Here is a 25,309-nt window from a genome sequence, read left to right on the forward strand (position 1 = left end):
TAAGGGTGGCAGGTAATAGTTAAATTGCGGCTGGCGAGATTTTTATACGTGCCTTAAGGCATAATGCTGGTAAAGTGCCCTTATAGGGCTTAAGAAAAACCACCAGCTAAGCTGGTGGATATTTATTTGAAAAATTTTCATAGAAATACTTTTATTATTTAGCATTTAAGGTTACAATAGAAATATTACTATATAATAATTTCTGTTCTATATAGAATATATAGAAATAAGATAATAAGTCCTATTCTATTTAGAAAGAATATACCAGGAGGTAAAGTATGGATAAAGAAAAGTTACATGAATGCGGATGTGGATGTGGATGCGAAAGCGAACACGAACATCACCACGAGCATGAACATGAATGTGGATGCGGATGTGGAGATCATGAACCACTAATTGTTGAACTAGAAGATGAAAATGGTAATGTTGTACCATGTGAAGTAGTAGATGGATTTGAATATAATGGTAATGAATATGCGCTTGTACAAAATTCAGAAGATGAATCTGTTTATTTATTTAAAGTAGTTGGCGAAGGCGAAGAAGGGGAATTAGTGGTTCCTGAAGATAAAGAATTTGAAGAAGCTACAGCTTATTACGAATCACTATTAGAAGAAGAGGAATAATAATAATAAAAGTCGTTGCATTTGCATCGGCTTTTTCCAATGTGGGAAGAGATTAGAGGTGATTTTGTGGAAAAATTGGCTATATTTGATGTAGATTACACTTTAACTAAAAGAGAAACGTTTATAGAGCTATACAGGTTTATGTTGAAAAAAGATATAAAATTATTATTTCATTTTCCAAACACTTTAAAAACAGCTTTTTTTTACTTATTTAAAATATATGATGCTGGAAAAGCAAAAGAGGCTTTTGGGAGATTTTTAAATGGAATCCATGAAGAAGATTTGAAAAATATAGTGAAAGAGTTTTATGAAAAAAGATTAAGCAAAATTCTATATAAAGATGCAATAGAAACAATAAAAAAGCTAAAAACAGAAGGATATAAAATTTATTTAATTTCAGCATCTCCAGAAATTTATTTAAAAGAATTATATAATATAAAAGAGGTTGATAAAATAATTGGGACTAAATTTAGATGTCAAAATGGTATATACCATAGTATAATAGAAGGAGAAAACTGTAAAGGTGAAGAAAAAGTAAAGAGATTAAAAGAAGTTTTAAAGAATGAAAATATGGAAGTAGATTTTAAAGAATCTTACATGTTTTCTGATTCTTTATCAGATTTACCTTTATTTAAACTTGTAGGAAAGCCATACCTTATAAATTATAGGGGTAATCCTAATAAAAATAAAGATAACATAGAGATGTTAAAATGGGAATAGAATTGGAGGGGTATTATGGAGGAATGTTTTAGAGAAAAATTTATTTATAACAATGATATAAAATCTTCAAAGGAATTTGATTTATTTAACCCTAATGGTGGTAAATCTTTGTATGAAGTTTTAAGAATTGTGGAAGGGGTTCCATTGTTTTTAGAGGATCACCTTGAAAGATTGGAAAATTCTGCAGAGGTTACTTCGTTAAAATTATGGATGAAAAAAGATGAAATTAAAAATAAAATTTATAAACTTTGTAAAGTAAACGATATATTTTTCGGAAATATAAAGCTTATATTTAACTACAAGGAAGATGAAAGTGAAAATTTTTTGGCTTATTTTATAAAACATAAGTATCCTTCAAAAGATATGTATGAAGAGGGAGTAGCTACAGCTTTATATCATGCAGAAAGAGAAAATCCAAATGCGAAGGTTATAAATTCAAAACTTAGAGAAGATACAAATAATTTTATAAGAGAGAAAAATATTTATGAAGCTATTTTAGTGGACAATGATGGTTATATAACTGAAGGAAGCAGATCTACTATTTTTGCTATTAAGGGGGATAAGGTATACACTTCTCCTATAAAAGATGTTCTTCCTGGGATAACTAGAAAATATGTTTTAAAGGTATGTAAACAGCTAGACATAGATGCTATAGAAGAGAGAATACATCATACTAATATAGATGACATAGACTCGTTTTTTATTTGCGGCACTTCTCCAAAGATTCTACCTATACATAAAGTAGATCATATTAAGTGTGATATAAACAATTGTATTCTTGAAAAAATAAAACTAGGTTATGACAATATTATAAAACAATATATAAATTTTAATAAATAGGATTCCTTTGTTTTAGATGAAAATTTTTATTTCATCTAAAACAAAGAAAATTCTATAAGTATTATAAATAATATCTGCTAATTTTAAGAAACTAGAGAATATGATCTTTCATTTATTATGGAAAGGAAAATATTATGTATGTGATTAAAAAAATTTTAAATAATAATGTTGTTGTAGCTCAAAGGGAAAAGGATGAAGTAATAGTTGTTGGAAAAGGAGTTGGATATGATTTAAAAAAAGATATGCCTATTCCGGAGGAGAGAATAGAGAATCTCTTTATAAAGGAAAAAGGGGAAAATGGAGGCAATTACAGTAAACTTTTTGAAAAAATTAATAATAAAGTAATTGCTATATCTGAAGAAATAATATCTTATTCTGAAAATGAACTAAATATAAAATTAAATGAATCTATACATTTGTCACTTGCAGACCATATAAATTTTGCTATTCAAAGAATAAAAAAAGGAATAAAAATAGAAAATCCTTTTTTAAATGAATTAAAAGTGTTATATCCTAAAGAATTTGAATTAGCACAAAAAGCTTTAGAAATTATAAATAAAGAATTTGACACAAAACTTCCAGAAGATGAGATAGGGTTTATATGCCTTCATATAAGAGCAGCTATAGAAAAACAAAATGTAGGTAGTTCTTTAAACTATACAAAAAAGATAAAGGATGTAATGGACTTCATATTAAAACTTATAGATAAAACAATAGATGAAAAATCTTTTGAATATGTCAGAACATTAACACATATTAAGTTTATGTTAGATAGGTTAAATAATAATAAACCTATAAAAAATGAACTTTTAGAAGGGATAAAAAAAGACTTATACATTGAATACAATATAGCAATAAAGGTAGCAATGAAAATAGAAACTGTTTTTAATGTAAAAGTCCCTGAAGATGAAATTGGTTACATTGCTTTTCACTTAAGAAGACTTATAGCTTGTTAAAATTTTCATAAATATATAATCTATAAAGTATGATGTATTAATAACGATAAATTTATTACTATAGTAGATGCATTGTTGGAATATTTTGTTATACCATAAAATGGTAGGGGGTTATTATGTGGCTGAAAAAATTTTCTGTGGTAAAGCCTTAGATGAATGTTTAGAATTAGCTAGTAGTGAATTGAATATTTCAAAAGAAAATATTCAATATGAAATTATAGAGAATAAACAAAGATTTTTTAAAAGAAAAGTTTCTATAAAAGTTAATGTTTATGAGGATGAACTTAGTTTTAATAAAGATGAATCAGATAAAAAAGAATCAAATGAGGAAGATTTAAAAATTCAAGATTTAGAACATAAAAAAACAAAAGTTCAAAATGGAAAAATAAAGGTTGAAAATGGAAAAATAATAGTTAAAGATCCTAAAGAAGATGGAAGACCAGCTATATTAAGAGTTCCTAAAGGAAATATGAAAGTTTTAGTAGATAATGTTGAAGTAGATTATCAAAAAGAGGTTTATGAGGAAAGCAATATAGAAGTTATTTTTGAAGAAAGTGTTGCACAAAGAATAATGAATATAAGTATATCTCCAGATAACATGAAGGTTTTTATAAATATCAGTTATGTTCCTAAAAAAACATATAAACTTAAGGATTCTAAGGAGGAAATTCAATTAACTTTGGAGAATGAAGTAGACAAAATAGAAAATCCTCCTCTTTATAATCAAGATGAAATTAAACAAGAATTGCTGGCAAAGGGTATTAAATTTGGTATAATAGAAGAAAACATAGAAAATTGTACTAAAATGGAAAATGTTGAAGAAATTTTAGTGGCAGAAGGTCTTTATCCAATAGATGGTGTGAATGATGAAATTCAAATAAAATTTAATACAAGAGAACAAATAAGTGATTTAGAGGAAGATAGTACTGGTAGAATAGATTATAAAAGTATTGGATATGTTAAAGAAGTAAAAAAAGGAGATATTTTAGCTGTAAACATAAAAGGTAAATCTGGGAAAGATGGACTAGATGTAAAAGGCAAAATTAAAAAACACATAGTTGGTAAGAAGCTCTTTCTTAAAGCGGGAGAGGGATGCGAACTTTTAGATGAAAATACTATAGTAGCTTCTATAGAAGGTAAGCCATATGCTAAAGGAAATTTATTTGTTGTACATCAACTTCATGAAGTTAACAGTGATGTAGATATAAAAACGGGTAATGTTAAGTTTAATGGCGATATAATGATTCGTGGTAATGTAAAGGAAGGGATGATAGTAGAAGCTGGGCATAACTTGTTTGTAGAAAAAAATGTAGAAAAAGGCAATATATGTGCTAAAGGTGATTTGGAAGTATTAGGAAATGTTATTAATTCCACAGTATGTTCTGGGGGAGAAGAAATAACAAAAATCAGTAAAGTAAATGCTTTGGAAAAATTACACAAAGGATTAGTGACTCTTATAGAAACAGTAGAAAATATAAGAAAACTTAATCTTATAGAACAAAAAGTGCGTGATGGAGAAATGATTAAATTGCTCATTGAAAACAAATTTAAATATATTCCCGAAATTTGTTTCAAATATGTAAAACTTGTTGAGAAGGAATCAGTAGAGGATGAAGTAACACTTTCAAAGCTTATGAGTCAAAAACTTATAGATTTTGGACCACTTAATATCAATACTTACAGAGAACTTAGTATTTTAGCTGAACTAGTAAACAAAAATATTAAAAAAATTCGTGATACTTTATCTATGCCTGTTAATATTAGAATAAGTTATTGTCAAGATTCGGATTTAAGAAGTTCGGGTAGAATAACAATTACAGGGAAGGGAGAATATGTTTCAAATATTAAGGCAAGTGAATCTGTAATATTTGAAGATCCTCGTAGTGTAGTGAGGGGTGGTGTGATAAAGGCTAGTAATGAAATAAGATGTAAAGAAGTTGGAAGTGAAGGAGGAGTATCTACCAAGCTTATTGTTAAAGATAAAGGTAATATATGGGTAGATAAAGCCTATCAAAATACATGTTTTATAGTTGGAGGAAAAGAATATGTATTGGATATTGCTAGTAAAGATATTCATGCATATTTGGATTCTAAAGGAGAACTGATTGTGGACAAGTTTATTCTATAGGGAGGTATACTTATGAATAATAGTGAAATAAAAGTATTGATTTTTAAAATAAATGATCAATATTATGCTACAGACATAATGGAAGTTGAAAGGATACTTGGTTATACTGAACCTACTAAGTTACCTGATTCACCAGAGTTTGTAGAAGGAGTAATAAATTATGAAGGCAACATACTTCCAATAATGAGTTTAGTGAAAAAATTCAATATAGATTGTAAAGAGTCAGAAGGAGATGCTAAAATTATTGTTGCGAAGCAAGAAGAAAATAAAATAGGAATAATTGTTGATATAGTATCAGAAGTTAGGGACGTTAAAATGGAAAATATTGAAGAGCCCCCAGAAATCGTAGCAGGAATATCAAAACGATATATAAAAGGATTAATTAAAACTAATGAACAAATAATAATCTTTTTAAATCTCTCTACTATATTAACGAGAGAAGAAAAAGAACAAATTTTGAGATAAGGTGTAGATTATGAACAACGATGAAGTGAGGGTTGGAATTGCAGATTTAAATACTGCGTTACCACCAAAAAAACTTATAACTGTCGGACTGGGTTCTTGTATAGGAATAGCTCTTTATGATAAACATAAGAAAATAGGCGGGCTTGCTCATATTATGCTTCCAGATAGCTCTCAATTTACTAAGGTTAATAATCCTATGAAATTTGCGGATCTTGCTATACCTTTATTAATTGAAGAAATGGAGAAAAAAGGAGCAGTCAAGAGAAGTATTGTAGCTAAAATTGCAGGTGGAGCATCTATGTTTAATTTTTCTGATAAAAGTATGATTATGGATATTGGAAATAGAAATGGTAATTCTGTTAAAAAAGTTTTGAAAGAATTATCTATTCCCTTATTAAGTGAGTCAATAGGGGGGAATAAAGGAAGAACAATGATATTCAATACTTTAGATGGAATGGTACAAATAAAAACCGTTGGTATGGAAATTAAAGAAATATAGATGGAGTGATTTTATTTTGGACAAGATTAAGGTTATTGTAGTTGATGATTCTGCATTAATGAGAAAAATTATTTCTGATATTATTAATTCTGATAATAGCATGGAAGTAATAGCTACTTGTAGAAATGGCGAAGACTTACTTATGAAATTACAGAAACTAAAACCAGATATAATAACTTTAGATGTAGAAATGCCAAAAATGGATGGCATAACAACTTTAAAAAATTTAAAATTGAATAGATACAATATACCTATAATAGTTTTAAGCAGCATATCTAAAAGGGGAACAGATTTAACCTTTGAATGTCTAGAAAATGGCGCCTTTGATTTTATACCTAAACCATCAGGGGCTATATCTTTAGATATAAACAAGATTGAAGACGCCCTTAAAAGTAAAATAAAGCTTGCTTATAATAAAAATTATGATTCAGATAAAAAATATGACTTGGACAATAGAATTGAGACAGAAGAACCAAAAAAGGAGTTTATAAAAATTAAAGAGGATATAAAAAAAGAAGATATAAAAAGGGAAGTCATTTTTACTTCAAATGTTAGAAGTAAAAAAATTAATGCTGTAGTTATTGGTGCATCAACAGGAGGACCAAAAGCATTATACAAAGTAGTAACAAAATTACCCAAAGATATAGGAATACCCGTATTTATAGTTCAGCATATGCCAGTTGGGTTTACTAAAGCTTTTGCTGATAGACTAAATGCAAATAGTGAAATTGAGGTAGTAGAAGCAACTGATGGAGAAAGCATTAGAAATAATGTGGTTTATGTGGCAAGAGGTGGAATTCATATGGAAGTAGGTGGAGATAAAAAGATTCATTTTAATACAGATCCTCCTATTTGGGGAGTTAGACCAGCTGTTGATAAATTATTTATATCAGCTTCTAAGATCTATAAAGAAAATTTATTAAGTGTAGTTTTAACAGGTATGGGTAAAGATGGCGCTGAAGGCACAATAGTAGTTAAAGATAATGGTGGAATTACTATTTCAGAGGATAAGTCTACATGTACTATTTATGGGATGCCTAAAGCTGCTTATGAAACAGGCAAAGTTGATAAAGTATTTCCTATAGACTATATTGCAGAAGCTATAATAAAAATTATAAAGAGCTAGGAGAGAAGGTATGGACTTAGAAAAATTTAAAGAATGGGTTTTAAAAGAATTTAATATAAATCTATTTGCATATAAATCTAATCAGCTTCATAGAAGAATTCTAAGCTTAATGTCTAGAGTGGGAGTTAATTCAGTAGATGAATATGTTGCTCTACTGAAAAAAGATAAAGAACAGAGACAAAAGTTTCTTGATTTTATAACGATAAATGTAACAGAGTTTTTTAGAAATCCTGAAATTTTTCAAGAATTAAAAGTTAAGATAGAAAAAGAATTACTGCTAAGAGAAAAGAACTTAAAAATATGGAGTGCAGCATGCTCTATAGGTGCAGAGCCTTATTCTATCGCTATGATTTTAGACAATCTAAAAGAAAAGGGAAGACATAGTATTTTAGCAACTGACTTAGATGAAAGTATTTTACAAAGAGCTAGAAAAGGTGAATATGTAAAATCTGAAATAAAAAATATTAGTAATGAGCATCTAAAAAAATATTTTACCGAAAATGGTGATAAATATTTGATTGATTCAAGAATAAAAAATATGGTAAACTTTAAAAAACACGATTTAATACTTGATTCTTATGAAAAGGGATTCGATTTAATAGTATGCAGAAATGTGGTAATATATTTTAACCAAGAAATTAAAGAAGAGATTTATAAAAAATTCAGTGCTTCTCTTAAACCAGGAGGATTACTTTTTGTAGGAGCTACTGAAAGTATATACAATTACAGAGATTATGGTTTTGAAAAGGCTTCTACCTTTATTTATAGGAAACAATAAGGAGGGAAAAATGTGGACACATCACAATATCTATCAATGTTTCTTGAAGAATCAATGGATAATCTTCAAACTTTAAATGAATCTTTATTAGAGTTAGAGCAAGAACCTGATGATATAGATAAATTAAATGAAATCTTCAGGGTAGCCCATACAATAAAAGGTATGGCAGCAACTATGGGATACAACAATATGGCTGAATTAACTCATAAAATGGAGGATGTTTTATCTGAATTTAGAGAAGGAAAGCTAAAAGTAACTCAAAATGTTGTAACAGTATTATTTAAGTGTCTAGACACGCTTGAACAAATGGTTAACAATATATCAGAAGGTATAGAGGACGATGTTCATATAGATGAAATTATAAGTGGTCTAGAAAAAATTGTTAAGGAAGAAGAAGATAACGGTGAAGTAGAAGAATCAAAAGAAGCTGCAGAAACTGTTAATGAAACTCATAATAATGAGTCAGGGGAAGATTCAAAAGAAAGCTTTATTGAAATGAATGAATATGATGTTAATATCATAAGACAAGCTTTAGATAAAGGATTCAATCCTTATCAAATTAAAGTTGTACTGGATGAAAATACTTTATTAAAATCAGCTAGAGCGTTCTTGATATTTAAGGATTTAGAAGAGTATGGAGAAATAATAAAATGCATACCTTCTGCAGATGATTTAGAAAATGAAAATTTTGATTTAGATATAAGTATGATTTATTTAACACATAAAACAGAAGAAGAAATTTACAATGTTTTATCAAATATCTCTGAAGTTGAAGAAGTTATAATCGATAATGTAAATGTAGAAGAAAAAATGGCATCTAAAGTTGAGGAAAAGTCAGAGGAAAAGCAGCAACCAGTTGTACAGAAAAAAGAAGAAAAGAAAATTGAACCTCAAGTTAAGGTCAAACCAAAAGAAGTAGAAAAGAAACCAGAGGAAAGAAGAACTCACAAAAAAGTTCATCAATCTGTAAGAGTAGATCTTGAAAGATTAGATAAATTTATGAATATGGTTTCAGAACTTGTAATTCATAGAACTAGATTAGAACAAATTAGTTCTAACTATAAATCTACTGAATTAAATGAGACTTTAGAGCAGGTCGCTAGAACTACTTCAGATTTGCAAGACTTAGTAATGAAAATAAGAATGTTACCATTAGAAACTGTATTTAATAGATTCCCTAGAATGGTTAGAGATCTTTCTGTAGAATTAGACAAGGAAATTGATTTTATAGTAAAAGGACAAGATACAGAGTTAGATAGAACTGTTATAGATGAAATAGGAGAACCTTTGATTCATCTTATTAGAAATGCAGCTGACCATGGAGTAGAAAGTAAAGAGGAAAGAATAGCTAAAGGGAAAAATTCAACTGGAACAATAAAGCTTATTGCTTATCAAGAAGGAACAAAAGCTATTATAAAAGTTGAAGATGATGGTGGCGGAATTCCTGTTGAAAAAGTTAGAGCTAAGGCTGAAAAAGTTGGTATAAGTACTGAAGGAATGAGTGAAGCAGATATCAGAAATCTTATTTTCGCACAAGGATTTAGTACAAATGAACAAGTTACGGACATATCAGGAAGAGGAGTTGGTATGGACGTAGTTAAAACTAAAATTAACTCTTTGGGTGGTACAGTAGACGTTGTAAGTGAGATTGACAAAGGTACTACATTTATTATAACATTACCTTTGACACTTCAAATAATACAAGCCTTATTAGTTAAAGTTGGAAATGAAACTATGGCTATATCACTAGGATATATTGATAGGGTTATTGATTATAAAGAAGAGAATGTTATGAAAACTAATAATAAAGAGGTTATTATCTATAATGATAATGTAATACCACTAATAAGAGTCTATGAAAAATTGGATATTGAAAAAGTGGACAATGGTAAGAAATACATTGTTATAGTAAAAGTTGGAGAAAGAACAGTAGGACTTTTAGTTGATGGTTTATTAGGCCAACAAGAAACAGTAATAAAATCTTTAGGAAAAACTTTAAAAGGACTAAAAGAGTATATTGGTGCTACTATATATGGAGATGGATTAGTAACGTTAATACTTGATGTAGCAGCTTTAATTTAATGTGAGGGGAGGGGATTAACATGATGTATATTGACATGACTCCCATGCAGTTAGATGCATTAAGAGAAGTTGGAAATATTGGTGTAGGTAATGCAGCAACAGCCTTATCTCAACTTTTAAATAAAAAAGTAGATATGACTGTTCCATCTGTAAATATAGTTCCTTTTGAAGATGTGTTTTCAGATAGTGGAACAGAAAGAGTTGTTGCTGCAATTCTTGTAAGGGTACTTGGAGATACCCCAGGAAATATTTTATTTATACTTGAAAGGGAAACAGCATTTAGTATGATAAAAGCATTGACTGGGGAGGAAAGCGAGGAAATATCTGAAATGGGCAGCTCAGTATTATGTGAGATTGGAAATATTATAGCTGCTTCTTACATGAATGCTATTTCAAAGTTCACAGGACTTTTTATAACACCATCTGTGCCAGCTCTTTGCTATGATATGTTGGGTGCTATATTATCCACAAGTTTTATAGAAGCTGGTCAGTTTGATGAACAAGTCCTTGACATTGAGACAAGATTTTTAGAAGATGATAATGATAAGGGAATAAGTGGGCATTTTTATTATATTCCAATGCCTGGATCTTTAGAAAGAATATTGAGTACATTAGGAGTAAATTAATGGAGGTTATGAAGACATGGCAAAAGTATTAATTGTTGATGATGCTGCTTTTATGAGAATGATGATAAAGGATATTTTAGAAAAGAATGGATTTGATATTGTAGGAGAAGCTAGTAATGGATTAAAAGCTGTAGAACTTTATAAGGCTGAAAAACCAGACGTAGTAACTATGGATATAACAATGCCTGATATGGATGGTATTGAGGCTGTGAAGGCTATAAAAGAATTTGATCCTAATGCTAAAATAATAATGTGTAGTGCAATGGGACAACAAACAATGGTAATGGATGCTATAAAATCTGGAGCTAAAGACTTCATTGTAAAACCATTTCAAGCAGATAGAGTACTTGAGGCTATTAGAAAAGTAATAGGTCAATAGCCTAAAAGGGGGAAATGAAAATGCAAGTTGTTATATTTAGACTTGGGGATGAACAGTTTGCAGTTGAAACTGCAAAAGTGCAAGGAATAAATGATATTATGGAAATAACAAGGGTCCCTAAAGCACCAGCTCATATAAAAGGATTGATTAATTTAAGAGGTAATGTTATTTCCCTCTTAAATATAAATCTTTTATTAGGTATACAAAAGTTAGATGATGTGGAGCAAAATAATATAATAATTTTAAATATGGAAGATGAACATGTTGGTATTACAGTAGATGAAGTTGATGAAGTACTTGAGATTGAAGAGAGTGTATTAGAAAAAGTTGAGGATAATAAGAAACCTTATGTAAAAGGAATTATAAATTTTAAGGATAGAGTAGTTAGTTTAATAGATATAGATAAACTACTTATAAATTAGTAAAAGAAATGAGGGACAAATATGGCAGACGTTTTATCGCAAAGCGAAATAGATGCCCTTTTATCTGCCTTGAACTCTGGTGAATTAAATCCCGATGAAATTGAAGCGGAAGAAGAAAAACAAAAAGTTAAGCCTTATGACTTTAGAAGTCCTCAGAAGTTTTCTAAAGATCACATAAGGACACTAGAGCTCATACATGATAATTTTGCTAGGATAATTTCAAATTATCTGTCAGCCCAATTAAGAACTAACGTTAAGGTAAAGGTAGAAACGGTTCAGCAGATAACTTATGATGAATTTATTCATTCAGTTCCTAATCCAACTATACTGACTATATTCAAGATGCCTCCTTTAAGTGGTTCAATACTTTTTGAAAGCAATCCTCAATTTGTGTATAAGGTTATTGATATTTTGCTTGGAGGAGCAGGGACTAGTCAATATAAGGATAGAGAGTTTACTGACATAGATAAAAACATTATAAAACAAGTAAATACAGGATTAATTGCAAATTTAAAACTTGCTTGGGAAGATGTTCTCGAAGTAGAGCCTGAAATAGAAGGGCTAGAGACAAACCCAGCTTTAAATCAAACATTAGCTCCAACAGAACCAGTAGCGTTGATAACTTTTTCTGTTGAGATGAATGGAAGTAGTACGTTTATAAATATTTGTATTCCTTATTTAAGTATAGAAAAGGTATTAGATAAGTTAGTAGTGCAATATTGGTTTAGAGAAAATGATACCTATATACTAGAAGAATCTAAACAAAAGTTGCGTAAGAGAGTGAATGTTATTGATTTAGGAGTAACTGCTCAATTAGGAGTTACTAATATAACAGTAGAACAGTTTTTAGGATTAACTGTTGGAGATGTAATAACTTTAGATACTACAACTAAGGAAGCAATAAAATTAAAAGTAGAGGATCAAGATTATATGTATGCTAAACCTGGGGTTATCGGGAAGTTTAAAGGTGTACAGGTATTAGATATTATTGATAAGGATGTGGGAAACTATGAGTAGCGATAACGGATTTCTTTCTCAGGAAGAAATAGATGCATTATTAAATGGGGGAAGTGATTCTACACCTAGTGATGAAGTTGGAAACGATAAACCTGAGGAAAGCAATATACAAGGAGATATATCTCCTGTAGAAGAGGAAGATGGAATTTCTGACTTGGAAAGGGATTTACTAGGTGAAATAGGTAATATCTCTATGGGGTCAGCGTCTACTGCTCTTTCTACTATAATAAATCAGCAGGTAAATATCACTACTCCACAAGTTGAAATTACTACTTTAAATAAATTAAAAGACAGTTTTGAAGTTCCTAATATAGCTCTTGAAGTTCAATATACAAGTGGTATATTAGGCGAAAACTTACTTGTAATGAAAATAGATGATGCAGCAGTTATCGCCAATTTGATGATGGGAGGAGATGGTAAGATAGAAAAAACCACTTCTCTTTCTGAAATAGAAGAAAGTGCTGTATCAGAAGCTATGAATCAGATGATAGGTTCAGCTGCTACATCAATGGCGACAATGTTTGCGAGAGAGGTTAATATTTCTCCGCCATTATCTAAAATATGGGAAGATACAACTGCTCCTTTAGCGGAAGGTATAACAGGTGATGAACCTATAGTGCAAGTATCTTTTAGATTAAATATAGGTGAATTAGTTGATAGCAAAATTATGCAAATACTCCCAATAAAAACTGCAAAAAAAATAGTTTCTATAATGATGGGAAAAGAAGATGGTGAAAATATTCAGCCTATAAAAGAAGGTTCTAAAGTAAATATGGAAAAGATTGAGGTTAAACCTAAACCAGTACAACACCATGAAGAAAAACAATACATACAAGAAACTAAGCCGCAACCACCACAACCACAGCCACAAGTTAATGTTCAAACAGCTAATTTCAAACCTCTTGGAGAGGCTGCAGTTAGCAATACTCCTCAAAATATAGATTTAATACTTGATGTTCCGCTTGAAATTTCAGTGGTTCTTGGAAGAACTAAAAAGAGTATAAAAGAAGTATTAAGTTTGGGCGCAGGTTCTCTTATAGAATTAGATAAATTAGCAGAAGAGCCTGTTGAAATTTTGGTTAATGGTAAAAAGGTAGCTTATGGAGAAGTAGTTGTTGTAGATGAAAACTTTGGTGTTAGAATAGTAAGTATTGTAAGTGGTGAAGAAAGAGTTAAATCCCTTAGAGGATAATATGATTTTAAAACAAAGTATTATAAAAAACACGACATATGAAATATAAAAATGCAATTTTGAAAAATCAAAATTGCATTTTTATTTCATATGCTTAATATTATGTGAAAGTATGTTGTTCACAAATTGTTTATATTTTCGGAAAAATATAAACGCTTTAAGTTGTATATAAATTTTAATGTAGTATAATTTAACATTAAAAATGAAATTACTATAGTAATTCCTTTTATTTTTTTATAAACTAATATAAACTTTATATATAGTAATTCGATAATATTAACAAGAAGATAAGAAATGGTTAAGGAGTGTCAGGAATGAAAATATCAAGAACTGATATAAGTAAAGCTGTAAATTTATACGATAAGAATAATAATCAAATAGAGAAACAAAAAATAGAAAAAATTAAAGAAAAAAAAGATTCTATAGAGATTTCTAAGGCAGGGAAAGAACTGAGTACTTTAGATATTACTGATAATAAAACTTCATCTGCTGAAAAATTGGAAAAAATAAGAAAAGAAATTAAAAATGGAACTTATAAAGTAGATGCAAAACTTGTTGCAAAAAAGATGATAGATATAATGAAAGGAAGAGAGGGGTAAATGAGTTTAGAGTTTACAGTTTGCAGTTCACAATTGAAGGAGAATATGAAAAAACAATCTGAGGCTTTAAAGGGTTTACTTAAAGGTCTAGAAGAGCAACATGAATACATTGTCAAAAATGATGTATTTAAGATGGAAAGCTGTGTAGAAAAAATTCAAAAACATAATCAAAATATTGCAAATCTAGAGCTTGAGAGAAGAAGTATACTTAAAGAAGAGTTGAAACAAAAAACTATGAGCGGCTTAATTGAAGAGATAGATGATAAGGATTTAGAAAAAACTTTTAGAGACATACAGAAATTGATCAATGAAGTTAAGCTTCAAAAAGATACGAATGAGCTTTTGATTAGACAAGGAATGGTTTTCACCAATAAAATGCTTATGATTCTAAATCCAGATAGACAAGCTAAAACTTACAATGGATACGGGAAGATTAGATAAAAGATTAGGTGCTAGGTACTAGGTACTAGGTACTAGGATTGAAAGACGGGTGTTAGGAACTAGATGCTATAGGTACTAGGATAGGAGGTAAAACTACATTTAAAGGAGCGGAGCTCCTTTACGCTCTTTGTAGTAAGCTACAAAGGCGGATTCAGTAATTGAGTGTTCTCAATTACTTCCTTTCCTAGTACCTAGCACCTAATACCTAGTACTTAAAAAAACGGGGAGTGATAAAATGTCAGGATTGTTTGGGACTTTTAACATAGGAAAAAGAGGATTGTTTGCTCAACAAAGAGCTATAGACGTAACTTCACATAATATAGGGAATGCTAATACAGAAGGGTATTCAAGACAAAGAGCTATTTTAGAAACTACAAGACCTTTTGGTATGCCTTCTATGGATAGTCAAATAGGACCAGGACAAATAGGAACTGGGGTTGATGTATCAACTATCCAAAGAGTTAGAGATGGGTTTATGGACTACCAAGTAAGAAGAGAGAAAAGTACATTAGGTCAATATCAAGCAAGAGATAAATATTTAAGTGAGATTGAGAGTATATTCAATGAGCCTTCAGAAAATGGTATTTCTAATTTAATAGGAAAGTTTTTTCAAAGTTGGGATGAACTTTCAAAACAAGCTGCAAATTCAAATGCTAGAACAGTAGTAGCCCAACAATCAGCAGCTTTAGCTAATGAGTTAAACCACACATACAGTCAACTTGAAAAAGTAAAAGAGAATGCTCATGATAGTATAAAGCAAACGGTTTTTGAGGTAAATGGAATACTTGAGAGATTAGATAAACTAAATCAGCAAATTATGAGTGTTAAGGTTTCTGGAATGGAACCCAATGACTTAATGGATCAAAGAGATTTGCTTTTAGACCAATTAAGTGAAAACTTTAACATAAAAGTAGAAAATGATAAATTTTATTCTGTCAATGTAACTCCAGGAGATGTAGATGGACTTGGAAGTGATGTAAACGGACTTCTTGTAAGGAAAAACCCTAATGATGCTGTAAGAAGATTTTCTTATGTTACAGGTATGGAAAAAATTGAAGGAAAGACAGATTTATATAAGGTTACATACCTTAGAAATGGAGATAAAGATAAGCCAGAAACTATTACTGTGAAAATGACTGAAGAAGAACATAAAAGATTAGATCAAACAAGAGTATTATGGTCTCAAAAGGATCCTAATAATGAAGATAAAGATGGTTTAATAATAGATAAAAACGGCGGAGAAATAACTTCAGGAAGCACAAAGGAGTTTAAAGATTTAGCCATTTTTGCTTTAGATAATGATGAGGATAGAGGATGTCTTAAAGGTTATATGTCTGTACAAAAAGATGTGGACAATTACATGGATCAATTAAATAAATTAGCTAAATCCATAGCTTTATCTGTAAATACTATACACAGTGGACATACATCAGCAGGTGTACCGACAGATCCAATAGATCCATCAAGTGCAGATTATATGCCTTTCTTTGTAAATAAAGACAAAGCTAAGTATGAAAATGATAAAATAAATAATTTAGGTGACGTGTTAACAGGTGAAGCTGAAATAACAGCTAAAAACATAGCTGTTAATGAAGAAATATTAAAAGATGTAATGAAAATAAAAACAAGAATACATGATGATCAATTTGCTTACGCAAAAGATAATGACATAGACGGAGAAAGTGATGGAAAAAGAGCTCTTGCAATATCCGAACTTAAAAACACTTTAATGAAAATTCAAGATATTGATCCTAAAAAAATGACTAGAGAAGAGTTTATAAAAAAGTGTACTGGTAAAGATGGATTAGTGGATGATGTAAATAGTGTTAAAACAATAAAAAGTGATATTAATGGTATGAAAACAGATAATTATTTTAAGGATTGTGTGAACAAGTTAGGAATACAAGAACAAGAAGCAAGAAGAGTTGTTAAAAATCAAGAAGTTCTTTTAAAGAGTTTCCAAGAAAGAAGAGATTCTATATCAGGAGTATCATTAGATGAGGAAATGGCAAACTTAGTTCAATTCCAACATGCTTACCAAGCAAATGCTAAGATAATATCTACAGTGGATGAACTTTTGGATGTGGTTATTAATGGATTAAAAAGGTAAAAGAAATCGCTAATCTCTAGTCGTTAATTGCCAAAAGAGCCACATGAATTTTTGAAGAAAGCTTTTGGAATTAGAGATTAAGAAAATGTGAGCGGAGGTATAAAAAGTGAGAATTACAAATAAAATGTTAAGTAATACTTTTCTTTCAGATATGAGAAATAACTTGGAGAATATAAAAAAGCTTCAGGAACAGATGACATCAGGTAAAGAAATTAGAAGACCTTCAGATGATCCTTTAAGGGTAGCTAGGGCAATGAATCTGCATACAGATATTGCTGAAAATAAGCAATATAATCAAAATATAAGTGATACAATAAATTGGTTAGATACTACTGATACTGCGCTAGGCCAAGTAGGGGATGTTCTTCATAGGGTAAGAGAACTTTTGATTTCTGCAGGTAATGCTGGATATAGTTCAAGTGAAAGAAGAGCTATTAAAGATGAGATAAATGAAAAGGTTGGAGAAATTAGCCAAATTTTAAATACAAATTTTGATGGTAAATATGTGTTTGGAGGAACTAGAGGAACTACAAAACCTGTAGATGTTGTAGGTGGAATTAACTACAAAGACGCTTTGAAAGTAAAAATAAACATTGATGATCTAAATTCTTCCCTTAAAAGCAATGATGTAAAAATAGAATTAAAAAATAGTGGAACAGTAGTGCAAACAATTACTTTGCCAAAAGATACAAGTGGTAAAAAATTTAAAAATGTAACTGAATTAGCAAATGAGATAAATAAGCAGATAAATACATCGGGACAGCCTTTTGAAAACAAATTAAAAGCAGTGCCTGTTATAAGCGAAGGCTCTATAACTTTTGTTTATGACAAATCTAAATTATCAACAGGAGATCCTGAAAAAATTGACATAAGTTCTGGAATTAGTGAATTAAATGGAAAAGAGATTAAAAAGGCAGAAGTTATTGATTCTGGAAATACAAATATCTTTTACAATAAAAGAGAAGGTGGAACATTAAAGACTACTGATGATCCTAATACAGATGATGGTAAACAGTATAATATGATAAATAAAAAATTAACAGTTCAAATATCTCAAGGAGTTAAAATGGACTATAATGTGTGTGCTACTGAGGTACTTGAATTTACAAATGAAAAAGGTGAGAGCCTAGATTTAAGAGAAGTACTAAGGGGTATAACTAACCACTTAGATGGTAAAGATTCAGATGGAACAGCTTTAGATGAGAATGCTATAAAAGATTTAGTTAATGGAGATCTTCAAAAGCTCACAGATGCTATGAATAATGTATTGAAAATTCGTTCAGAAGTTGGAGCTAAACAAAATAGAATGGATAGTGCTCATGAAAAGAATACAGATGCTAATTTCAACATGACAGAGATTCTTTCAAAGACAGAGGATATAGATATAACTGAAAAAACAATGGAATTTGCAGTAATGCAGACGGTATACTTAGCGTCACTTCAAACAAGTGCTAGAGTAATACAACCATCTCTTTTAGATTATCTTAGATAACAAAGCTAAGAGATAGGTACTAGGTGGTAGGTGCTGGGTGCTAGGATAGGATGTTTTGCTTTGTAAAACTATATTTTAAGGAGCAAAGTTCCTTTACGCTCTTTGCAACTTGTTACAAAGGCGGATTCAGTAATTCAGCTAGCTCAATTACTTCCTTTCCTAAAACCTAGAACCTAGACAAGGGGTTGTTATCAAAAATAAAAATTTATTTCAAACCACTAAATTTAAGATATAATGAAAAAACTATAAAGTACAAAAAGCGAGGAATGTTTATGAGATTAAATACAAAGTATCATGGTGTTCATGAGTATGAAGAAAAGGATGTTTTCACTTTTAAAAAGGGAATACCAAGCTTTGAAAATTTAACAAAGTTTATAATATTTCCTGTAGAAGAAAATGAAATTTTTAGTGTACTTCATTCTATTGAAGATAATGAAGTTGGATTTATAATTATGTCTCCTTTTGATGTACTAGAAAGTTATGAGTTTAAGCTTGATGATGAATTGATAAAAAGATTAAATATACAGAAGGCAGAAGATGTAGTAACAATAAGCATTGTTACTTTAAATTCTAAAGTTGAACATATAACAACAAATTTACGTGCTCCTATAATAATAAATATAAAAGAAAAATTAGGGGAACAAATAATATTGAATAATGAGAAATATATGATAAAACATCCATTATTCAAGGAGGATGTTCAATGTTAGCTATAAAAAGAAAAAAGGGAGAGTCTATATTAATAGGAGAAAATGTGGAAATTACAATAGTTGATATAGCAAATGGTTCAGTAAAAATTGCAATAGAAGCTCCTAGAGATGTAACTATTTTAAGAAAAGAGCTTTATAAAGAAGTAGAAGAAGAAAATAAGCAAGCTATAAATGTAGATATTTCTGTATTAAAAAATATAAAAAAAAGATAGTATAATAAGTATTTAAGGGAGTGAATCTTATTATATCTATAAAAATATGTTTAAAAATTGTTGAATGCATAAAATTTTAAGTTATTTAAGGTATTTTAGAATAATATAAAAACATTATTTTAAGATATAATTTTATAAAACAAGGGAGTGTGTTAATATGGTTGATCCTATAATAAGTCAAGGAAGACAAGTCAACCCTGTGACAATAGCCAACAATTTTTCTAATAATTCAGTAGACACAGAAGTTATTTCAATACCAATTGGTGAAAATCAGAATATAGACAGTGAAGTGGAGCACGGAAAAGAAAATCAAAGTAATATAGAACATAAACAGATAAAAAATGCTGTAGACAAATTAAATAAATTTCTTCAAGGAGAAGCTACTCACATAGAATATGAAAGGCATGATAAATTAAAAAGTGAATTTGTTATTAAAATAGTAAATAATAAAACAAAAGAGGTTATAAAAGAAATACCGCCCAAAAAAATATTAGACATGGTAGCAGAACTTTGCAAATTAGCAGGAGTTATTGTGGATAAAAAAGTATAATATCAATGGGGGTATTCTTATGGAGTATAGATTAAACAAAATAGATACTGAACTTCGTCAGATAGTTAATGATGCTACTAAGGAAGGAAAGGTTCATGGAAACAAAGGAATAGCCAAAGTAGATAAAGATAAAAAAGATCAAGGCAATAATAAAAATAAGCAACATAAGAAAAAAGATGAAGAAGAATTTGAAAAAGAACTAAAAAAGTACAGTAATGGCAAAATACTAGTAGATGCAGTTAAGGTAAATGAGGTAGAAGTAGATGCTTTTAAAGGAAAAGAAGCAGAAGATTCAATTCACGGAAGGTTTCTTGATACAAAAAGATAATTAGATTCTTAATAAAGATATACCAATATCCAGTATTAAGTAACTAATGGGAGTTGTTATATGGTAATTAACTATTAGATTTGATTTTTTATGAAACAGAAAATCTTATAAGTTGATTATTAGAAATGATTATTTGGCTATTAGAGAATAGCTGATAGTTACTATAAAATTGTTTGCTGAAAGGAATTTTTAAAACAAAAATTGGATTAAAGTTATGTTTTTTGGTTACGATAAACTTTATATAAATAGATTAAAGCTCATTAATTAGGAGGTTTACGTAAATGTACGCAAGTAATGCATATAACGCTTATAAGAATAACAGTGTAAATTATGCTTCAAAAGATCAGCTTCTACTAATGTTAGTAGATGGAGCTGTTAAATATTCAAAAATAGGTAGACAAGCTATCATAGATAAAAATATTGAAAAAGCTCATAACAATATAACTAGGACTCAAGATATATTTTATGAGCTTATGGCGACTTTAGATATGGCTAAAGCTGGGGAGTGGGGACAAAAACTTATGTCAATCTATGAATTTATAGTAAGAAGATTAGCCGATGCTAACATAAAAAAAGATATAGCTATTATGGATGAGGTTATTCCACTGATAGAAGATATTAGAAATACTTGGACAGAGGCTGAAAAATTATCTAGAGGAAGCAGATAATTTTTAGTAGCTATCCAAGATAGATGTTAGTATCCAGTTACTAGTGGTAAATTATTAAATTACAAATAATTGTTGTTTTGGATTTTCTACAAAATAGAAAATCCTTGAAAATAATTATTATAAATATCAGTTGCTTGAAATAAATCACTAGCTATTATAAAAGCTGGTGATTAGGGATTAGTTACTTGGTGATAAAAAAGTAAGGAGGGATATATATGAGTTACATGGGAGTAAGTCCATCTAGCAAATTAAGAATTACAGGGCTAGGCGCAAATATTGATACAGATAATGTTATAAAACAAATGATGACTGGATATTATGCTAAAGTAGATAAGATGAAACAACAACAACAAATTTTATCATGGAAACAGGAAGCATATAGAGATATAATAGGGCAGGTTAATTCTTTTAAAACTAAATATTTTGATCCTTTATCTAGGGATTATTTACTATCAGATAATAATTTTTCATCATTTCAGGTAACTCAAACAGGAACAACAAGTGATAATATTACATTAAAAGCTACTTCTGGAGCAATAGAAGGAAAGTATACTGTAGAAGTAACTTCTAGTGATATAGCAACAAAAGCATCGCTTGATGCAACTAAGACTATAAATGTAAAAGAAGCATTAGGAGAAGTGCAATTCCCTATATCTATAAAACATATAGATGATAGTAATTTTAATGATAACTTAATTGTTGAAGGACAAAATGTAAATATAACTTCAGGGACATATAGAAATCTTACTGAATTAGCAGCGCAGATTAATAAAGATATGTCCTCCGTAGATGTGGGAGGAGACAAAAAACTTAGTGATAATGTGAAAGCTGTTGTAAAGAATGATAGTATAAAGTTTTTTAAAAAAGTTACTATAGATGATACTAATAACAAGTTAACAATAGATGTTGATGGTACAACAAAAAATATAACTATAGACAAAGGAAATTATACTTTAGAAGAATTATCATCTAAAATAAGTGGAAGTTTAAATGGGGAATATATTGCTCAGTCAACTGATGGATTAAATATAACTTTTATTAATAAGGATAAACAGCCTGTAACAGGCACAGTTAAATTCGAAGGGGGCAGTGAGGTAAAATTTGATTCTGATGTAACACTAAATAGAACTGGCCCTGATAGTGATCAATTTTCAAATCCAACTATTGTAGGTAATTCATTATCTTATGATAAAAAAATAATTGCTGGAGTAAATGATACGTTGACGTTTGATATATTTGATGGAACATCACAAACTAAGACTGTAACCTTAGATCCGGGCACATATGATAAAAGTACCCTTGTTACAGCAATAAACGATAAGTTAGGAGTAGGTAGTTCAATAAAAATAGAGGAGTCTGTTAATGGCAAAATACTATTCAAGTCTACTACTAGTGCTCAAGTAACTTTAACAGGTAATGCTGCTGGAACATTAGGAGTTTCAAGTGGCTTTAAGATAGAACAAAGTATTAATGACCAAATGGCCAATATCATAAACCCTGAAGGAAAAGAAAAGGTTTCATTCACTATAAATGGTAAGAAATATAATTATGATTTTACTAGTATAAGTGATAGAACTGAAGGTGATGTAACTTATATTGGAGCAAAGAATAAAAGTATATCTGATATATTGAGAGATATAGAAAAAGGATCAAATGTTGATATTTCTTATAGTCAACTAGATAAAAAATTTCATATGACTTCGAAAGATACAGGGTCTAGTCAAAATATTTCAATAACGGATGATCCAACAAATAAATTTATGGAGAATTTATTTGGAACAACAACAGCTAAGGCGGGCGAAGATGTTACATTAAAAATAACTCAGCCAAATGGCTCAACTAATACTATTAAACAAAGTTCTAATAATTTTAGTATAGATGGTATTAATTATAATCTAAATTCTAAACCAACTGAACCTGTTACATTTGAAGTTAAGGGAAATACAGACAGTACTTTTGATAAAATAAAGTCATTTATAGATAGTTATAATGACCTAGTAGGTAAAATAGGTAGTAAGGTTGAGGAGAAAAAGCAATACAAGTATCTTCCGCTTACTGATGAACAAAAAGAGGCAATGAAAGAAGATCAAATTAAAAAATGGGAAGACAAAGCCAAACAAGGATTACTTTCAGGTGATAGTAATCTTGAAAGTATGCTATCAAAAATGAGAATAGCATTCTTTGATAATGTTGAAGGAAGTGGAACTAATTTATTTGGCATAGGACTAAATACTTCTAATGATGTTTCTCAAAGAGGAAAAATAATTATAGATGAGGAAAAATTAAGACAGGCTTTAAAAGATGAACCTGATAAAGTTATGGATTTATTTATTCAAAAATCAGAAAATCATAAATATTATTCAAGAACTATGTCAAGTTCAGATAGATCTGAAAGATATAAGGAAGAGGGGATTTTAAACAGAATAAGTGATATTATTGAGGATAATGTATCAACATTTAGAGATGCTAATAGTAAAAAAGGAACTCTTCTTGAAATAGCAGGAATAAAAGGTGATTTCACTGAATTCAAAAATACTCTTACTGATCAAATAAAGGAAAAAGAAGATAAAGCCAGTGAAATGTTGAAGAGGATATATGAAAAAGAAGATAGATATTATAAACAATTTGCTCGTTTAGAAACTGCCATGAACAAATTGAATTCTCAAACTAATTGGTTATATAGTCAATTAGGAATGAGTCAAGGGTAATATATATGGATACTGATACTATGGGATTGAGAGATAAGTTAAAAGAGTATGCAGATATAACAGTAAAAATAATTGTTGAAATCGAAAATGAGGATTACCAAATATTGGACGAATTATTATCTAGTAGACAAGATGTAATAGATTTAATAGAGAAAATAGATTATTCTAAAGAAGAGTTTTTGTTTTTATGTAAAGATTTAGATGTATTAGTTCTTAATCAAAAGCTAATAAAACTAATGAATGAAAAAAAAGCTGATTTGCGTAATAATATAACCAATTTAAATAATTTACAAAATGCAAATAAAGGTTATAACAAGCGTTTTGCAGTAGATTCTGTATTTTTTAATAAAAAAATCTGAAAAAAATTATAAAAAGCTATTAAGTGATTTAAAAAATCACCGATATAATATATGTAAACAAAAATAAAAACAAAAATAATGGGAAAGGATTCCTATTATTAAAATTCAAGGAGGAATTTTATTATGATTATCAATCACAATCTTAATGCAATGAATGCTCACAGACAAATGAGTGCTAACACAGTTAATTCAGGAAAATCAATGGAAAAATTAAGCTCAGGTTTAAGAATAAACAGAGCTGGAGATGACGCTGCAGGACTTGCAATCTCTGAAAAAATGAGAGGACAAATCAGAGGGCTTGATCAAGCTTCAAGAAACTCTCAAGATGGTATCTCAATGATCCAAACTGCTGAAGGTGGATTAAATGAAACTCATGCTATTCTTCAAAGAATGAGAGAATTAGCAGTACAAGCATCTAACGATACAAATGTAACAAAAGATAGAGATGCTATACAAGGAGAAATGAATCAGTTAACAGCAGAAATAAGCAGAATTGGTAACACAACTGAATTTAATACTCAAAAAATATTAAATGGTGGTAGTGTAAGTGTAAAAGGTAATTCTAAAAATGTAACTTTACAAATTGGAGCTAACGAAGGACAAACTTTCCAAGTTTCTATTACTGATATGAGAAGTTTACAACTTGCATTATCTACAGTAACTTCAGGTGCAAAAGCTGGAGCATCAACTACATTAGGAACAGCAGGTACAGTGTCATATGTTAGCGCAGGTACAATAAAGGGTAGTACAGATGTAACTAAGTCAGCAGGAGAATATGCATTAAATATAGGAAGTGCAAAGGCTGCTGGAGCTGCAGCATCTGTTATAAACACTGCTATAAACACTGTATCAAAAGAAAGAGCAAAACTTGGTGCATACCAAAACAGATTAGAACATACAATAGCTAACTTAAATACTTCAAGTGAAAACTTAAGTGCATCAGAATCAAGAGTAAGAGATGTAGACATGGCAAAAGAAATGATGGGATTCTCAAAGAATAATATATTAACTCAAGCAGCTCAAGCTATGCTTGCGCAAGCTAACCAAGCTCCACAAGGAGTACTTCAATTATTAAGATAAGTAACACTCTAAATCTTCGATTTAGCTAGCGGAACTTACTCAGCGACTAGAGGAGTGGAGTTTCCTTTAAAGTTATTATAGTAACTATTTAAAAGGCCAGAAAGAAATTTCTGGCCTTTTTGTTTTACTAGGGATACTTTAAATTTAAAATTACTGTTAAATTTAACCTAACAAATTATTAAAACATATTATTGCATGA

The 25,309-nt window shown here is 29.6% G+C and carries 27 protein-coding genes; all 27 read left to right on the top strand.

What is annotated here, in order from left to right:
• The first annotated feature begins 278 nt into the window (after positions 1–278).
• The 27 genes from OW729_RS12985 (at position 279) to OW729_RS13115 (ending at position 25,110) form a co-directional block, all read left to right on the top strand.
• Positions 279–623, top strand: coding sequence for a DUF1292 domain-containing protein (locus OW729_RS12985; RefSeq protein ID WP_268061959.1), 345 nt, complete (start codon positions 279–281; stop codon positions 621–623).
• Positions 624–689: 66 nt separating this feature from the next.
• Positions 690–1,343 (top strand): HAD-IB family hydrolase, encoded by a 654-nt coding sequence (locus OW729_RS12990; protein WP_268061960.1) that lies wholly within the window; start codon positions 690–692, stop codon positions 1,341–1,343.
• Between the two features lie 15 nt (positions 1,344–1,358).
• A complete protein-coding gene (locus OW729_RS12995) occupies positions 1,359–2,183 on the top strand; it encodes an aminotransferase class IV (RefSeq protein ID WP_268061961.1) in 825 nt (274 codons plus the stop codon).
• A gap of 134 nt (positions 2,184–2,317) precedes the next feature.
• On the top strand, positions 2,318–3,139 hold the full coding sequence (locus OW729_RS13000; protein ID WP_268061962.1) for a PRD domain-containing protein: 822 nt from the start codon (positions 2,318–2,320) through the stop codon (positions 3,137–3,139).
• A 118-nt stretch (positions 3,140–3,257) separates the two neighbouring features.
• Positions 3,258–5,267, top strand: a complete 2,010-nt coding sequence (locus OW729_RS13005; protein WP_268061963.1) for a flagellar assembly protein A — start codon at positions 3,258–3,260, stop codon at positions 5,265–5,267.
• Positions 5,268–5,279: 12 nt separating this feature from the next.
• Complete coding sequence (locus tag OW729_RS13010; protein ID WP_268061964.1) at positions 5,280–5,732, top strand: chemotaxis protein CheW; 453 nt, start codon at positions 5,280–5,282, stop codon at positions 5,730–5,732.
• Positions 5,733–5,742: 10 nt separating this feature from the next.
• On the top strand, positions 5,743–6,231 hold the full coding sequence (locus OW729_RS13015; RefSeq protein ID WP_268061965.1) for a chemotaxis protein CheD: 489 nt from the start codon (positions 5,743–5,745) through the stop codon (positions 6,229–6,231).
• Positions 6,232–6,247: 16 nt separating this feature from the next.
• A complete protein-coding gene (locus OW729_RS13020) occupies positions 6,248–7,357 on the top strand; it encodes a protein-glutamate methylesterase/protein-glutamine glutaminase (protein WP_268061966.1) in 1,110 nt (369 codons plus the stop codon).
• 10 nt (positions 7,358–7,367) lie between these two features.
• Complete coding sequence (locus OW729_RS13025; protein ID WP_268061967.1) at positions 7,368–8,135, top strand: CheR family methyltransferase; 768 nt, start codon at positions 7,368–7,370, stop codon at positions 8,133–8,135.
• A 12-nt stretch (positions 8,136–8,147) separates the two neighbouring features.
• Complete coding sequence (locus tag OW729_RS13030) at positions 8,148–10,217, top strand: chemotaxis protein CheA (protein ID WP_268061968.1); 2,070 nt, start codon at positions 8,148–8,150, stop codon at positions 10,215–10,217.
• 20 nt (positions 10,218–10,237) lie between these two features.
• Entirely contained in the window at positions 10,238–10,843 is a 606-nt protein-coding gene (locus OW729_RS13035) for a chemotaxis protein CheC (protein WP_268061969.1), read from the top strand.
• A 16-nt stretch (positions 10,844–10,859) separates the two neighbouring features.
• On the top strand, positions 10,860–11,222 hold the full coding sequence (locus tag OW729_RS13040; RefSeq protein WP_268061970.1) for a response regulator: 363 nt from the start codon (positions 10,860–10,862) through the stop codon (positions 11,220–11,222).
• Positions 11,223–11,242: 20 nt separating this feature from the next.
• Complete coding sequence (locus tag OW729_RS13045; protein WP_268061971.1) at positions 11,243–11,644, top strand: chemotaxis protein CheW; 402 nt, start codon at positions 11,243–11,245, stop codon at positions 11,642–11,644.
• A gap of 21 nt (positions 11,645–11,665) precedes the next feature.
• Complete coding sequence (gene fliM / locus OW729_RS13050; protein ID WP_268061972.1) at positions 11,666–12,661, top strand: flagellar motor switch protein FliM; 996 nt, start codon at positions 11,666–11,668, stop codon at positions 12,659–12,661.
• Positions 12,654–13,853 (top strand): flagellar motor switch phosphatase FliY, encoded by a 1,200-nt coding sequence (gene fliY / locus OW729_RS13055; protein ID WP_268061973.1) that lies wholly within the window; start codon positions 12,654–12,656, stop codon positions 13,851–13,853. Before fliM ends, fliY begins: the two co-directional genes overlap by 8 nt.
• A gap of 314 nt (positions 13,854–14,167) precedes the next feature.
• Positions 14,168–14,452, top strand: a complete 285-nt coding sequence (gene flgM / locus OW729_RS13060) for a flagellar biosynthesis anti-sigma factor FlgM (protein WP_268061974.1) — start codon at positions 14,168–14,170, stop codon at positions 14,450–14,452.
• On the top strand, positions 14,453–14,893 hold the full coding sequence (locus OW729_RS13065) for a flagellar protein FlgN (RefSeq protein WP_268061975.1): 441 nt from the start codon (positions 14,453–14,455) through the stop codon (positions 14,891–14,893). It abuts the gene before it with no gap.
• Positions 14,894–15,128: 235 nt separating this feature from the next.
• Entirely contained in the window at positions 15,129–17,003 is a 1,875-nt protein-coding gene (flgK, locus tag OW729_RS13070) for a flagellar hook-associated protein FlgK (protein WP_268061976.1), read from the top strand.
• A gap of 106 nt (positions 17,004–17,109) precedes the next feature.
• Entirely contained in the window at positions 17,110–18,495 is a 1,386-nt protein-coding gene (flgL, locus tag OW729_RS13075; protein ID WP_268061977.1) for a flagellar hook-associated protein FlgL, read from the top strand.
• A gap of 272 nt (positions 18,496–18,767) precedes the next feature.
• On the top strand, positions 18,768–19,205 hold the full coding sequence (fliW, locus tag OW729_RS13080) for a flagellar assembly protein FliW (protein ID WP_268061978.1): 438 nt from the start codon (positions 18,768–18,770) through the stop codon (positions 19,203–19,205).
• Positions 19,199–19,417, top strand: coding sequence for a carbon storage regulator CsrA (gene csrA, locus OW729_RS13085; RefSeq protein WP_268061979.1), 219 nt, complete (start codon positions 19,199–19,201; stop codon positions 19,415–19,417). The genes fliW and csrA overlap by 7 nt, the downstream gene beginning before the upstream one ends.
• A gap of 157 nt (positions 19,418–19,574) precedes the next feature.
• Entirely contained in the window at positions 19,575–19,967 is a 393-nt protein-coding gene (locus OW729_RS13090; RefSeq protein ID WP_268061980.1) for a flagellar protein FlaG, read from the top strand.
• Positions 19,968–19,986: 19 nt separating this feature from the next.
• Positions 19,987–20,295 (top strand): hypothetical protein, encoded by a 309-nt coding sequence (locus tag OW729_RS13095; protein WP_268061981.1) that lies wholly within the window; start codon positions 19,987–19,989, stop codon positions 20,293–20,295.
• A 281-nt stretch (positions 20,296–20,576) separates the two neighbouring features.
• Positions 20,577–20,963 (top strand): flagellar export chaperone FliS, encoded by a 387-nt coding sequence (fliS, locus tag OW729_RS13100; protein WP_268061982.1) that lies wholly within the window; start codon positions 20,577–20,579, stop codon positions 20,961–20,963.
• A 215-nt stretch (positions 20,964–21,178) separates the two neighbouring features.
• Positions 21,179–23,671 (top strand): flagellar filament capping protein FliD, encoded by a 2,493-nt coding sequence (gene fliD, locus OW729_RS13105; RefSeq protein WP_268061983.1) that lies wholly within the window; start codon positions 21,179–21,181, stop codon positions 23,669–23,671.
• 5 nt (positions 23,672–23,676) lie between these two features.
• Positions 23,677–24,030, top strand: coding sequence for a hypothetical protein (locus OW729_RS13110; RefSeq protein ID WP_268061984.1), 354 nt, complete (start codon positions 23,677–23,679; stop codon positions 24,028–24,030).
• A 123-nt stretch (positions 24,031–24,153) separates the two neighbouring features.
• Positions 24,154–25,110: a flagellin N-terminal helical domain-containing protein gene (locus tag OW729_RS13115; protein ID WP_268061985.1), complete on the top strand. Its 957-nt coding sequence runs from the start codon at positions 24,154–24,156 to the stop codon at positions 25,108–25,110.
• Positions 25,111–25,309: the final 199 nt, after the last annotated feature.

The organism is Clostridium brassicae, assembly GCF_026738875.1.
Lineage (GTDB): Bacteria > Bacillota > Clostridia > Clostridiales > Clostridiaceae > Clostridium_H > Clostridium_H brassicae.

Coding starts and splice junctions, on each gene's coding strand:
- OW729_RS12985 (WP_268061959.1), top strand. CDS start 279: ATGGATAAAGAAAAGTTACATGAATGCGGATGTGGATGTGGATGCGAA.
- OW729_RS13035 (WP_268061969.1), top strand. CDS start 10,238: ATGATGTATATTGACATGACTCCCATGCAGTTAGATGCATTAAGAGAA.
- OW729_RS12995 (WP_268061961.1), top strand. CDS start 1,359: ATGGAGGAATGTTTTAGAGAAAAATTTATTTATAACAATGATATAAAA.
- OW729_RS13015 (WP_268061965.1), top strand. CDS start 5,743: ATGAACAACGATGAAGTGAGGGTTGGAATTGCAGATTTAAATACTGCG.
- OW729_RS13090 (WP_268061980.1), top strand. CDS start 19,575: ATGGTTGATCCTATAATAAGTCAAGGAAGACAAGTCAACCCTGTGACA.
- OW729_RS13065 (WP_268061975.1), top strand. CDS start 14,453: ATGAGTTTAGAGTTTACAGTTTGCAGTTCACAATTGAAGGAGAATATG.
- fliS (WP_268061982.1), top strand. CDS start 20,577: ATGTACGCAAGTAATGCATATAACGCTTATAAGAATAACAGTGTAAAT.
- fliW (WP_268061978.1), top strand. CDS start 18,768: ATGAGATTAAATACAAAGTATCATGGTGTTCATGAGTATGAAGAAAAG.
- fliY (WP_268061973.1), top strand. CDS start 12,654: ATGAGTAGCGATAACGGATTTCTTTCTCAGGAAGAAATAGATGCATTA.
- flgK (WP_268061976.1), top strand. CDS start 15,129: ATGTCAGGATTGTTTGGGACTTTTAACATAGGAAAAAGAGGATTGTTT.
- csrA (WP_268061979.1), top strand. CDS start 19,199: ATGTTAGCTATAAAAAGAAAAAAGGGAGAGTCTATATTAATAGGAGAA.
- fliD (WP_268061983.1), top strand. CDS start 21,179: ATGAGTTACATGGGAGTAAGTCCATCTAGCAAATTAAGAATTACAGGG.
- OW729_RS13025 (WP_268061967.1), top strand. CDS start 7,368: ATGGACTTAGAAAAATTTAAAGAATGGGTTTTAAAAGAATTTAATATA.
- OW729_RS13095 (WP_268061981.1), top strand. CDS start 19,987: ATGGAGTATAGATTAAACAAAATAGATACTGAACTTCGTCAGATAGTT.
- OW729_RS13000 (WP_268061962.1), top strand. CDS start 2,318: ATGTATGTGATTAAAAAAATTTTAAATAATAATGTTGTTGTAGCTCAA.
- fliM (WP_268061972.1), top strand. CDS start 11,666: ATGGCAGACGTTTTATCGCAAAGCGAAATAGATGCCCTTTTATCTGCC.
- OW729_RS13115 (WP_268061985.1), top strand. CDS start 24,154: ATGATTATCAATCACAATCTTAATGCAATGAATGCTCACAGACAAATG.
- OW729_RS13040 (WP_268061970.1), top strand. CDS start 10,860: ATGGCAAAAGTATTAATTGTTGATGATGCTGCTTTTATGAGAATGATG.
- OW729_RS13010 (WP_268061964.1), top strand. CDS start 5,280: ATGAATAATAGTGAAATAAAAGTATTGATTTTTAAAATAAATGATCAA.
- flgM (WP_268061974.1), top strand. CDS start 14,168: ATGAAAATATCAAGAACTGATATAAGTAAAGCTGTAAATTTATACGAT.
- OW729_RS13045 (WP_268061971.1), top strand. CDS start 11,243: ATGCAAGTTGTTATATTTAGACTTGGGGATGAACAGTTTGCAGTTGAA.
- OW729_RS13110 (WP_268061984.1), top strand. CDS start 23,677: ATGGATACTGATACTATGGGATTGAGAGATAAGTTAAAAGAGTATGCA.